General features: G+C 42.6%; 9 protein-coding genes, 1 other RNA gene and 1 pseudogene. 3 read left to right on the top strand and 8 right to left on the bottom strand.

Features of this window, described 5'->3' with window-relative positions; all coding sequences use genetic code 11:
- Positions 1-30: 30 nt before the first annotated feature.
- The 3 genes from ACTXGF_RS19995 to ACTXGF_RS19985 all read right to left on the bottom strand — a co-directional run bounded on the left by ACTXGF_RS19995 (position 31) and on the right by ACTXGF_RS19985 (position 3943).
- The gene (locus tag ACTXGF_RS19995; RefSeq protein WP_179798986.1) at positions 31-1101 is read right to left on the bottom strand and encodes a microcin C ABC transporter permease YejB; all 1071 of its coding nucleotides are present in this window, start codon (positions 1099-1101) and stop codon (positions 31-33) included.
- A 103-nt stretch (positions 1102-1204) separates the two neighbouring features.
- Positions 1205-1984 carry a hydroxyacylglutathione hydrolase gene (gene gloB / locus ACTXGF_RS19990; protein WP_443534296.1) on the bottom strand — a complete coding sequence of 260 codons (780 nt, stop codon included), beginning with the start codon at positions 1982-1984 and terminating at the stop codon, positions 1205-1207.
- A gap of 126 nt (positions 1985-2110) precedes the next feature.
- Entirely contained in the window at positions 2111-3943 is a 1833-nt protein-coding gene (locus ACTXGF_RS19985; protein WP_443534345.1) for an extracellular solute-binding protein, read from the bottom strand.
- Positions 3944-4176: 233 nt separating this feature from the next.
- Here ACTXGF_RS19985 and ACTXGF_RS19980 point away from each other — a divergent pair, with 233 nt between their 5' ends.
- Positions 4177-5103, top strand: coding sequence for an RNA-guided endonuclease TnpB family protein (locus tag ACTXGF_RS19980; protein ID WP_443534294.1), 927 nt, complete (start codon positions 4177-4179; stop codon positions 5101-5103).
- A 12-nt stretch (positions 5104-5115) separates the two neighbouring features.
- Positions 5116-5331, top strand: a pseudogene (locus ACTXGF_RS19975) (transposase); the annotation flags it as partial.
- A gap of 272 nt (positions 5332-5603) precedes the next feature.
- On the opposite strand, the gene serC reads toward ACTXGF_RS19975, so the two are convergent.
- The 5 genes from serC to ffs form a co-directional block, all read right to left on the bottom strand.
- Positions 5604-6731 carry a 3-phosphoserine/phosphohydroxythreonine transaminase gene (serC, locus tag ACTXGF_RS19970; RefSeq protein WP_443534292.1) on the bottom strand — a complete coding sequence of 376 codons (1128 nt, stop codon included), beginning with the start codon at positions 6729-6731 and terminating at the stop codon, positions 5604-5606.
- Positions 6732-6823: 92 nt separating this feature from the next.
- Positions 6824-7750, bottom strand: a complete 927-nt coding sequence (locus ACTXGF_RS19965) for a DNA polymerase III subunit psi (protein WP_443534291.1) — start codon at positions 7748-7750, stop codon at positions 6824-6826.
- A gap of 114 nt (positions 7751-7864) precedes the next feature.
- A complete protein-coding gene (locus tag ACTXGF_RS19960) occupies positions 7865-10825 on the bottom strand; it encodes a M48 family metalloprotease (RefSeq protein WP_443534290.1) in 2961 nt (986 codons plus the stop codon).
- A 13-nt stretch (positions 10826-10838) separates the two neighbouring features.
- Positions 10839-11435 carry a LemA family protein gene (locus ACTXGF_RS19955; RefSeq protein WP_443534288.1) on the bottom strand — a complete coding sequence of 199 codons (597 nt, stop codon included), beginning with the start codon at positions 11433-11435 and terminating at the stop codon, positions 10839-10841.
- A gap of 268 nt (positions 11436-11703) precedes the next feature.
- Positions 11704-11800: signal recognition particle sRNA small type (gene ffs / locus ACTXGF_RS19950), an RNA gene on the bottom strand.
- Between the two features lie 308 nt (positions 11801-12108).
- Here ffs and ACTXGF_RS19945 point away from each other — a divergent pair.
- Positions 12109-12825 carry an SIMPL domain-containing protein gene (locus tag ACTXGF_RS19945; RefSeq protein ID WP_371547160.1) on the top strand — a complete coding sequence of 239 codons (717 nt, stop codon included), beginning with the start codon at positions 12109-12111 and terminating at the stop codon, positions 12823-12825.
- Positions 12826-12889 lie beyond the last annotated feature (64 nt).

Genomic DNA, 12889 nt, shown 5'->3' with positions numbered 1-12889 from the left:
TGCTCTTTGATGAAGGTTGATTATTTGACATTAGCGCCCCTCAAAATCAATACGAGGATCGATTAAGTGATAGCTCAAATCACTGATTAATTGCAGTAGCAGCCCCACTAAGGTAAAGATAAATAGCGTGCCAAATATCACTGGATAGTCGCGTTGCTGAATGGCTTCAAAACCTAGCAAACCAAGGCCATCAAGTTTAAAGATAATTTCAATCAAAAAATTACCCGCAAAGAAGATACCAACGATAGCGGCTGGAATACCTGCAATGATAATCAACATCGCATTGCGAAACACATGGCCGTATAGCACTTGACGCTCACCTAAGCCTTTAGCGCGTGCGGTCAGTACATACTGCTTGCCTAATTCCTCTAAAAAGCTGAATTTAGTCAAATAGGTCAAACCCGCAAAACCGCCTACAGTACTTGCCAGTAACGGTAACGCCAAATGCCAAAAATAATCTTTCACTTTACCAAGTGCGCTTAGCTGATCAAAATTTTCGGACGTCAGTCCCTGTAATGGAAAGATATTCCAATAGCTGCCACCTGCAAAGAAAACCAGTAAAATCACTGCAAAGACAAACACAGGTATCGCATGTCCTATAGCAAGCAGCATAGCCGTGGCTTTATCAATGCCTGAGCCATGATGCATCGCTTTATAGACGCCTAGCGGAATAGCGATCATATAGATGAGCAACGTACTCCACAGCCCAAGCGATATCGAGACTGGTAACTTCTCTACGATAAGATCGGTCACCGACTGCCCTTTAAAAAAAGACTCACCAAAATCTAGCTGAGCGTAGTTCTTTAACATGAGCCAAAACCGCTCTGGAGCAGATTTATCAAAGCCATATTGAGCGTTGATTGCAGCGACCATCTCCTCAGAGAGACCACGCGTGCCTTGATAAGTACTGTCGTTGCCACCTGCACTGCCCGCACCAATATTACCGCCAAGCGCATTATCTTTTGCGCCCTGTTCGATAAGTGCCAGCTGCTGCTCAACAGGCCCGCCTGGTGCCGCCTGTACGATCACAAAGTTGGCAAGCAATATCAAAAATAGTGTCGGCAATATCAGTAGTAGTCTTTTTAAGATATAACGACCCATAATGGCGACTTCCTAAGTAAAGAGAGATAGCAATGACGTTCAGCAGCGAATTGCGGTGTGTTAAAGAGGTTCTTAAAAGCAAATTATTTGTTAAAAACTTGCTTTAAAAGTTGTTTTTCAGCTCACGTAACGCTGCAAATATTGTCAATGACTTTTCATCATCGATAGACATTTTGGATTTTACTCCTTCGATTACGCTTGGCTCTTGTGTACGTAAAAACACATTTACCGCGCGCTCATGCTCTAGTGTCACTGGCAGCGTTGCCATGCCTTGTTCAGTTTGCGCCTCTGCTCGTGCTAATGCTTGCTGCATTGCTTCGTTGTCAGGTTCAATAGACAGGCCAAAACGCAGATTACTCGCTGTATATTCATGCGCAGGATACAGTAGCGCCTCATGAGGCAAGCCGTTCAAACGTTTAAAGCTCTCATGCAATTGCTCAATCGTACCAGTAAACACACGCCCGCAACCTGCACTAAACAACGTATCACCGCAGAAGCAGTGCTTTTGCCCATCTATATCTAAGATATAGGCCATATGGCTAGCGGTATGCCCTGATACATCCCAGACTTGCGCAGAGCAGCCCCATGCGCTCACCGTGCTGCCATCTTTGATAGTTTGATCTTCATCGACACCATGCTCACTATGTGCAACCAGATGAGTCATCGGATACGATTCCTGTAACTCTGCGACGCCGCCGATATGATCGTGATGATGGTGAGTCGTCCAAATCGAGGTTAGTTCGAGCTCATGCGTCTCTAGATAATCAATGACCGGCTGGGCTTGACCTGGATCAACGACAATCGCCTGCTTATTATTTTCATTGATCAATGTCCAGATATAGTTATCGCTAAATGCTTTGATTGGGTGAATACGGATACTCATGTCAAATCCTTACCGGTAGTTATTTTTGTTACGTGTTATTTGATAACAGCAGCATATATTTGATAAAAGCAGCATATATGCTCAGCTGTGAGTTATTATCGGGTCAAACTTTATAGTAAAAAATGTCTACTGCTTTAAATATTTATCAATGCGCCCTTCTGCCTCTTTATCCACCCACCAGTAATCGATACCAACAGCATTGGTCGGTAGTTTTTCGGTATGACGATACTGATCCCAGTAAGCGACATTGGTGCCAGACTTGCCGTATAGCGGTACGACATAATGTCCTGCGCGCAATAACCGATCTAGCACCTGCGTATACAGTACAATCTCGTCACGATTTTTAGCATTACCAAGAGCAGCAACGACCTTATCGACGGCAGCATTTTTGATACCAGCACTGTTATGATTACCCGGCTCGTCAGCAGCAGCGCTACCCCAAAATGCCGCTTGTTCAGCACCAGGAGATAGACTTTGGGCAAATACGTCCACGACCATATCATAATCGAAACGGCGCATACGCTCATAATATTGCGGCCCATCGACTTGGCGCAATGTTGCATCAAATCCCAAGCGTTTTAGATTGCGAATATAAGGTAACAATACACGGCCCATGGTCTCGCCTGTCATCAAAATCTCAATCTGGGCAAGCGATCCATCAGGCTGATATAGTTTCATATTCTCATAATAAAACCCAGCCTCTAACAATAGCTTACGCGCCTCTAATAATCCTTGACGATTAAAGCCATTACCGTCGCTGGTGGGTAGCTGCCATTCTGCTAATGTTGCTTGGCGCTGTGTCGGTTCAAGCTCAGATAATAACGGCGTCAATACCTGCATCTCTGCACCAGATGGCGTACCCCTTGCGGCAAGCTCTGAGCCATGAAAAAAGCTTTGCAAGCGTTCATATTGACCGTGAAATAGGGTTTTATTCATCCATTCAAAATCATAAGCAGCCGTCAGTGCTTGACGAACTTTGATATCTTGAAAGATTGGGCGTCGCATATTCATCACCAACGCTTGCATCGGTACTGGATTTTGGCTGGTTATCGTCTCTTTTTGGATAAGCCCTGCTTTCACTGCGGGGAAATTATACCCAGTCACCCAGTTCGATGCTTTATTTTCGGGGCGAAAACGGTATTGACCAGATTTAAAACCTTCAAAGGCAATCTCATCGCTTTGATAATAAACAAACTTGATCATATCAAAGTTGTAGCGGCCACGATTGACCATCAAATCACGACCCCAATAATTGGGATCACGTATATAACTTACCGAACGTCCCGCATCGACGCGACCCAATTTATAAGGACCACTACCCATCAATGGCGACAGACTGATTTTCTCAAAATCGGTATCAATGGAAGACTTGGCAAATATAGGGAACTGTCCAACGGTCAGTAAAATCTCTTTGTTGTCAGCAGAGGCAAAGACAAACTTTACTTGTTGATCATTAATGATTTGAATGTCTTTGACATCACTTAGATAACTGCGAATATACATGGGGCCTTTGTTCAATATCGCCTCAAAAGTCGCTTTTACATCGCGACTGGTCACACCCGACCCATCCCAAAAACGAGCATCAGGATTGAGATGATAGATAATCCAGCTCGTATCATCTGGGTCATATGTCACTTTACTTGCCAGCTGCGGATACATGGTAAAAGCTTCATTTAATGAACCAGTCATCAAAGTATCATACAGATAGTCTGTGCCAATCATCGCCACACCCGTGGTCATCCATTTATTGGCGCTATTAAACGTACCACGAGCATCTAAAGAAAGCGTGCCCCCTGATGGCGCTTTTGGATTGGCATAAGGTAAGTAAGGTGCATTGATGTACTCAGTAGGGCTATTGTGACCAAGCGCGGTCGTCGTGATAGGTGCAGCGATACTGCTCGGTATCCAACTGACAGTGATGGTTAGCAACATGGCTTTTAACAGGGCGTTTTTTATTATCATGACGTTATAACAAACCTCTATGCTAACCAATATAAATATCAAAACGTAAAGCCTGACAGCAAAACAGCGTTATAGCAAAATTTTATCATAACAAACTTAGGTTTTTTAACACTTCAGCGCAGAAGCTCCCTACTTCTAAAGTAGTGGGATGAATGCATTGTTGGTAGTAACTATTTCTACATGTGGTATTATTAATAATAAATATAGCACGAAATATAAGCACCGTCTGTATGCCCACTCAAATTCTAAACGCCCATAAAGTTAGGATATATCCTAATACCGATCAGCAAGTATTCTTTGCTAAATCATTCGGTTGTACGCGCTTTATTTGGAATAAAATGCTTGGTGATAAGATTGATCATTACAAAGCTACTGAAACCACCCTAAACAACACCCCAGCTCAGTACAAAAAAGAGTTTGAATGGCTCAAAGAAGTGGATAGCCTGGCATTGGCTAACGTACAGCAACAGCTAAGAGCTGCCTATAGCAAGTTTTTCAAACAAGGCTCAGGTTTTCCTAAATTCAAGAAAAAAGGCATTAAAGACAGCTACACCACCAACAATCAAAAGGGAACGGTAGCCGTCACAAGAAACACCGTTAAACTGCCTAAAATAGGCCACATCAACGCCAAATTCCCCAGTAAAATAAACGGCTTAATAAAAAGTGCCACCATAAGCAAAACCCCGTCAGGCAAGTATTACGTCAGCCTATTGGTTGAAACGGTCGTTGAGCCACTACCAAAGACTCACTCTAATATCGGCATTGATTTAGGACTGACCCACTTCATCGTCTTATCAAATGGATGCAGAGTTGCCAATCCTAAGTTTCTGGCAAAGTTGCAAGATAAACTGGCGCGAGAACAAAAGATTTTAGCCAAACGTAGAGCTGTGGCCAAAGCGGATCAACGTAAACTATCAGAGAGCGGTAACTACAAGAAGCAAAAACTTAAAGTTGCTAAAGTCTACGAGAAAATAACCAATAGCCGCAAAGACTTTCTACATAAGCTCTCATTCAATATCATCAAAAACCACGATGTTATTGCTATTGAGGATTTGAATGTAAAGGGTATGGTTAAGAACAGGAAACTTGCCAAAGCCATATCGGACAGCGCTTGGTCGGTCTTTACCACCATGCTGGCATATAAAGCGGAATGGTAAGGTAAAACGCTTGTTAAAATAGACCGGTGGTATCCATCCTCTAAAACGTGCTCAGGATGCAGTCACTTGCTAACGAAAGCTGAATTACCGCTGTCGTTAAGATCTTGGAATTGTCCAAGTTGCCTGCAAGAAAATGACCGAGACCTCAACGCCAGTATTAACATCTTAAATCAAGGATTGCTACTGGCTAAACACTCAAAAACTGTCGGTGCGACAGGGTTAGCTTAGTCAATTCGCTTAACCGCTGATACAGAATATCGTGTCAAGTATGAGCGTTACCTAAGAAACCCCTACCTCTAAGGTAGTGGGTAGTTCATCCTAATGGTTTGCCGTGTTACGCGGCATCAGTGCGACATCTATCAGTACGACATCATTGATATTAGATATAATGGCGGCAGATATTAAACGCTTCTTCCTAAAACTGCGCATCGACAAATATACTCATAAAAAAAGACGCAACTTGTAAAAGCAGCGTCTTTTATTTTAAAGGCTATTATGACTTATGCATGCTTTTTTTCAAAGGCAATCATAAAGTCAACCAACTGCTGTACCCACTCAAGTGGTACGGCATTGTAGATACTGGCTCGCATACCGCCTACGTCACGATGACCCTTTAGATTTAACAAGCCAGCTTTCTCTGACTCTTCTAGGAACACTTTATCAAGGCTGCTGTCTGCTAAAGTAAACGGCACGTTCATGATAGAACGATACTTAGAATCTACTGGATTATTATAAAAACTGCTCTCATCGATTGTCTTATAAAGTAAATCGGCTTTTTGCTGATTGATTTTACCAATAGCAGCCACACCGCCCTGCTCTTCCAACCAATCAAACACTAACCCAGCTAAGTACCAAGAGTACGTCGCTGGCGTGTTAGACATAGACTCTTTGTCAGCTTGATGCTCATAGTTCAGCAGCATAGGACACCATTCACTTGCTTGCCCCATCAAGTCATCACGGATAATGACAATGACTAGACCTGCAGGACCGATGTTTTTCTGTGCGCCCGCGTAGATCATACCAAACTTAGACACATCTATCGGCTGTGACAAGATACAAGATGACATATCAGCAATAATTGGCGCATCTACTTGTGGTGGCTCAAATATCTGTAGGCCATGAATTGTTTCATTGGCACAGTAGTGAAAATAAGCGGCGTCTTTACTGATATTCCAATCGCTTTGCGCTGGTACGTCAGTAAAGTTATTCTCTTTGCCAGTTGCAACTAAGTTAATCTCGCCCAAACCCAATGCTTCATAGCGCTTGGCTTCTTTGATTGCTTTACCTGACCACGCGCCTGTCGTCAAATAGTCACCGCGTCCGCCATTTAACAGATTCAATGGAATCGCAGAAAACTGTAAGCTAGCGCCACCTTGCAAAAACAGCACTTTATAATTATCTGGTATTTCCATAAGCGTGCGTAGCTTAGCTTCTGCTTTGTCAGTAATGGCCATATACTCTTTACTACGATGGCTGACTTCCATGACCGACAGGCCGCGACCTTGCCAATCAAGCAGTTCGCTCTGCGCGCGTTCTAATACGGCTGTTGGCATGGTAGCAGGGCCAGCACAAAAATTTGGCAGGCGATGCGGTGTGGCAGTTGCTGTAGACGTTGGGGTTGTAGGCATAATCACAGTCCTAGTTATGATGAAATAAAAGGATGTTTTTTATTTCAGTTTGTTGATAAAGGCATTGGTATCGATGTTAGTTTTCATACAACTCAATGAGATATCTGTTCCCACAGCTGACGTTTAGCATCACTGTCTGCGAGCATTTCTTCTAATGTCGGCACGGTGGTCAGATTGGGATGTTGGAGGTCGTCAGGTAGCACAGTCAGTGCAGCAACTTTTATCTCTTCGCTTCGGCCAATTCGAAAGATATATCCTGCAAGACTGGCATTGGCAAGCTCAGCAGTATCCATACCATCACAAATCGGAAATGAGGTGGTCTCGCAAGTGATTGATAGCGCCTGAGTAATGTTTTGCCATAGTTTTTGACTGTCACTATTTAGCGCTTTGATATCAACCAATATTACCCAGTCACCATAGCGACCACCTTGCAGGTCAAATGGTGCTACTTTTTTTAAACTATCATCATTTATGCTGTCATCATTATTACTTTGCGGAAAATCGCTCTGCGGAAAATTACTTTGCGCAAATTGAGGTTGCTCAATAGGGGCGGTCGTCGAGGTTACAGCAGTTTGGTTCGATGGAGTACTTGGGATATTATGATAATTAGATTCAGTACTTGAACTAACAGCATCTGAACTGACCGTATTTGAATCAGCGGAATCAAAACTATAAGTAACAGGGCTTTGCTCACTAGCCGTCAGTTCATTGGTAGCTTGCAAATCAGTACCATACTCATCGGCAACATAGCCGTTAGCATTGTAATTATTGATATCATAACCATCAGTCGGTTGATCAACTGTGTCTACCACTACAACGCTCGCTACTACTTCATTGTTATTAGACTCAATATCAGTGAAATCAATATTTGATTGCTCAACCGAAGCTGTCGCAATGTCAGCCATATTGATAGTTTCTGACTCAGGCTGTACCCACTGATTGATACCCATCATCGCTAGAATTTGGCGTTGCTGCACACGGCGCTGTAATACAGTTAGCGGGTCTTGGGTATCACTCATTCGACTCTACTATCCTACTCATTTTGTTTATATCATTTATAAATATGTTTATTATTTTGGCAGCTCTCACTGAGGATGCATCACACTATCAATTAAGTACTAAATACATACTCATCAAAACAGCTGTCGAATACCGAGCCAACGCTCTGATATTGCCAACAAACAATCGTATTCATCTTGGCTGATTATCGTATCGTGTAACATCACCGTATGCAACGTACTTAGCCATTGACGATACTCATTATGAGTCGGCTGGTTCATCTCACCTTCATTATAATCTATTTGGCTACCATCCTGTTGCTTCTCTCGATAATTATCAGCATTCTGAGCACCTACCAAGCGCTTGATAGAGTGATTGGTAGAGGTAGGAACTGCAGAAATAATCGCCAATAACTGAATGCTATTCAAGTGCTGTGCGGTCAATAATAACCACTGCAAATTAACATCGCTTACTGTCATAAGATCAATATCAATCAAGCGCGCATGCCGTCTCAAATCTACAATATAATGCGCCACACTGTTATTACCCTCACTCAATAACGATCGGTCATACATTGAGATCATTTGGCCTTTGGCATCTTTTGATAGTCGATAAGCCAATAAGACAACAACTGATACTTCTGCTTTATTAAGACCTGTAAACACCTGACCCGAAGGATCTAGTTGCGCCCTTACGTCTTCCATACCAGCCTTCAATATCTGTGACCATAGAGATTGCGCGTCTGTATCTTGTAAAACTTCAGACAATATCGGTAGCAACTGCTGCAAATGCAACGCTCGCCATAATGATAATATTGGCGATTTTTGAAGTGTTGAAGCTAACGAGTTATTCAGAGCAATCGCATGAGCGTTATCACTAGGTATATTTTGATCTGACGAATCAGAAGCTAAGCTTTTGGTTAAGTCAGATGTCAGCTGTTGGTTAAATAACTCAAATATGCCCTGCTGATAACGCAACAACATCGTACGGCATTTCTCTTGTTTTTTATAGTACTGATGACTGTCGTGACTATGATCGTCTTTACTTTTAAGCTTTAGATCTTCGATACATAGTTCAGATAAATTCTTTTGACGCAATTGGGTTAAGGCGAGCTCAATCAAAGCGCTGTCTAAACGCCTGTCCAAACTGGCTACTACTGTCATCAGCTTAGTATCTATCGTATGCGGCAATACTTGCTCATGGGAAGTCGAGTCAGTCGCATCAGAGAAGCCATCATTCCAAATATCATTCAAACTATAAGTGGTAGTTGTTGATAAGGGTTGATACTGATGGCAAAGCAAGACAGCTTCGATTAATGCTAGCGCACCTAGAGGATGATGACTATGGTTGAGTATATACTGAGGTAGTGACACCTTCTGAATATCATTAAATCCAATTAGTGTGTTTTCTGGTAGATCAGCGTCAGGTTTGGACTGCCACGGTTTTAATAGCTGATGAGCACCAATGTCTTCGGCCTGTACCTGAAGCCGCCCATCAATTACCACATCAGCTTCTACGGTAAACTCTAAACCGTCATCACCTTCTGATTCACTACTATCTTTATTACGACTGTCTCTTGTAGACTCAGCAAAAACTTTTCCGTCATTTGTCTGTTTATTGTCTCTTATATTAATCGTTGCAGCTGTTTGAGATCCAAGTAACGACGACTGCTGCAAGTTTTTGTCTGGCAAATCTTCACTTAGGCTATTTTCTTTTGTTGCCCCCCAATCACCTAAGCGGCGTTGCCTATATATTTCTTTAACCTTTTGCTGATTTATTCGCTTTTGTTTGGCGACTTGTACCGCGAACTGATGATAAGCATCCGCATTAATAGCGCTCATACGCTCAGTCAAGCTTGGATGGGTGGCAAACCATGACACATCACCCAAGTCTGCCCCACTACTAGCAAAGAAAAAATGGCTGAGTCCATTGATATCGGCGATGCCAGACAAACGCGAGCCGAGCGAGTCTTGATGAATGGCTTTTAAGGTTTCGATAATCGCAGGCGTACGTGTCAACTGAACACTGGTGGCATCAGCAAGTAGCTCGCGCTCACGATTAAAACTGTGCTTAATCAGCTGCGCGCTTGCCATACTGGAGAAGCTTAAACCATGCAGTAGCAATGTCCAAACACTACGCGAGGCTTGACGATCTATTATAGGTGGCGTTTGCACCCATTTAGACTGACGCTTAGCTGAGGACTGCTGTTGTTGTGATTGCTGCTGCCAGTAAGCGACCCATTCACTATGCGTGGTGAAATTGGCCGTTTGCGCTTCTGTATTGCGTGCAAGCGTATCAACCTGTCTTTGTGATAAAGACTTTTGGGAGGTACTATCGCTATCAAAATAACGGTAATTAGAGATGTGATTAGATATTGGGTCACTCCAGTCGTATAGTATCTGCAAGCCCGCCAATACTACCATCAGCTGTAAATTGAACGTAGCATCGCCGTGCAATATATGACCATATTCATGACCAATGAGTCCGTATAGAGCCTCATCAGACAGTTTATCTAGCGCACCTTGGGTAACAACAAGTACCATATCTGAGCTATGGCGACCAGCGACAAAACCATTGATACCCTGCTCGTCAGGTAACACATATAAAATAGGGGTTTGCAAACCTGCCGCAATGGCCAGTTGCTGTGCAATTTCATAATAGCGGCGATAGACGGGCGGAAAATCGCGCTCGTCACGTACTGCTATATGACGTGAACTATAGCGAACCTTTTCTTCAGCTTCGTGTTGATGAGCGACTCCTTGACTGTGCTCCCAAGCTTCTTGACTGTTATCGATAAACAGCCTAACCGCCCCTACTCGCTGAGCAATAGCGCGACCACCTGCTCGCAGGCGTCGATACTCTAAAAAACTACCACCAACGAAACTACCTAACGTCAAGACAATGACCAGAACCAATACCCAGTGGTATATACCGTCTGTAAATACTGTCAGTAGTATAGACATGACAGCCAGTCCTACAGCCATATGAGCAAGTACAATCAGGAAAAACAGTCCATAAAGTAATAGACTGCGACGCGTACGTATCCGCTGTTCACCAAAAAAATCCATCAGATTAGGCTGCCTAGAGTTCGCCAAAATTATCTAAACCTTAGCCCATATTGACAATCGGTGCCTGAGCAATCGCTTCTCTATCTTCAAATACCAACTGACTGAGTGGACGAAAGCCAAAAGTCGTACTAACGAGGTTATTCGGGAATACTTCGCGATCATTATTATAAAACATCACGCTGTCATTATAATGCTGACGCGCAAATCCGATGCGATTTTCCGTATTGGTTAATTCGTCCATGAGTTCCTTGATCATACTATCGGCTTTTAGCTCTGGGTAGGCTTCGACGACAGCGGAGAATTGACTCAACGCTTTGGACAACATACCTTCTGCTTTTGCAAATAGTGCCATGTGCTCTAGCGAGTCTGGCTGATGCTTATTAGAGTCTTGTAGATCTTGGGCGTGATTACGCGCACTAATAACGCGAGTAAGCGTTTCTTCTTCATGACTCAAATAACGCTTGGCGGTTTCGACCAAGTTTGGAATCAGATCATGACGACGCTTTAATTGCACATCTATTTGAGCAAAGCCATTCTTTGCTTGGTTACGTGCGCGTACCAATCTATTAAAAATGGATACCCCAAACACAACCACCAATACCACAAATGCAATGAATAGCCAAATAAACATCTTCATAATCAAACTCCAAGGTGTCTAGAATGTTAGTAAAAAGTTAATACATTGTATTTTAACTCATATTAATCAATAAAACCTTAGAACTAGATCGGAACTACAAAGGAAATCGAACAGGAAGTTAAATTGAAAACTACATAAGCAAATAGATAACCATCAGACAAAATTTTGACCAAAAAAAAGCCCTTTACAATAAAGGGCTTCATACATCACAAATATGTCTTTTGTACTTTATTGATATTTATATCAAATTTTAGGCAAAAAAAAGCGACTCCATCAGCACATCCTCGGCACACACTATAACTATTACCGTTGCTACCTTCCGGTCCTGGCGGGATTCATAGAACAATGTTGCGAGGCTACCAATGGAGCCACCAGTCGCAAATTATACAAGAATTTTTTAATTTTACAACCCCTATCTTAAAACTGTTTGCTTTAGACCCTAAATAGCACTGTCATTTAGTTCATTAACTCATGTCCGCAATGTATGAGCACAAATTATATCAGTAACTTAGGTCACAAAATTCTCACAGCAACTTATATGAATTTTGCTATTTTAGTGAATGAAGTTGCACCCATGTCGATGTTTAAAAAACAATAGGGACAACTTTTCATGTATAAATGAGTGTTGATAATTGTCATTTATATATTATTAGAATCAACTTAGGAGATAATAATGAAAAATACTTTATTGAATAAAGCAGCACTAGCTTCTGGTACGGTCTGTCTTATGACAGCGATGATGGGTAGCGCCCATGCAGAACCCACTGGCTATGATCAACTGACGTTTCAGACAGAAATAAAAGAAGAAATTCAGAACGACGAAGTACGCGCCAGCTTGTACAAAAAAGCACAGGCCACTGACTCTAAGACTTTAGCCACAATGCTTAACACCTCAATCAACAATGCCATGAAAATCGCCAAGCGCTACCCTAGCGTGACCGTGAGCACAGGGCAACAGCGCACCTATCCACGCTACGACAAAAACGATAAAATTATTGGCTGGACAGGTCAAGCAAACATAGACTTAAAAAGTACAGACTTTTCAGCGACTAGCCAACTCATTGCTGACTTACAAGAAACCTTGGTGATGGACAATCTTAATTTTGGTGTATCAGACACCAAAAAGGATGCTCTAGAGCAAAAATTAATGACCGAAGCCTCTCGTGCTTTTCAGCAGCAAGCTAAGAGCCTTACCCGTGCTTGGGATGCTCGTGGCTACCGCGTCGTCAATGTTAACCTAAATACAGGTAGCAACTATCCACGTCCGATGTATAGCGCTATGAGCATGAAAGCAGATTCGCTTGAATCTTCTGTACCAAGCCAAAGTTTTGAGTCTGGTAATAGCACTATTTCGGTGACTGCTAACGGTACCATCGAGTTAACTAAATAAGACAGCTTATAGTTAAAATAAGTGATTTACATCAAAAAAGGCAAGCATCGTTAACGGTGCTTGC

The organism is Psychrobacter sp. 1Y6 (genome assembly GCF_052258385.2).
In the GTDB taxonomy this organism is placed as follows: Bacteria; Pseudomonadota; Gammaproteobacteria; order Pseudomonadales; family Moraxellaceae; genus Psychrobacter.
Note: the sequence above shows the minus strand (reverse complement) of the source record. Positions and strands in the feature narration are given on the sequence as shown.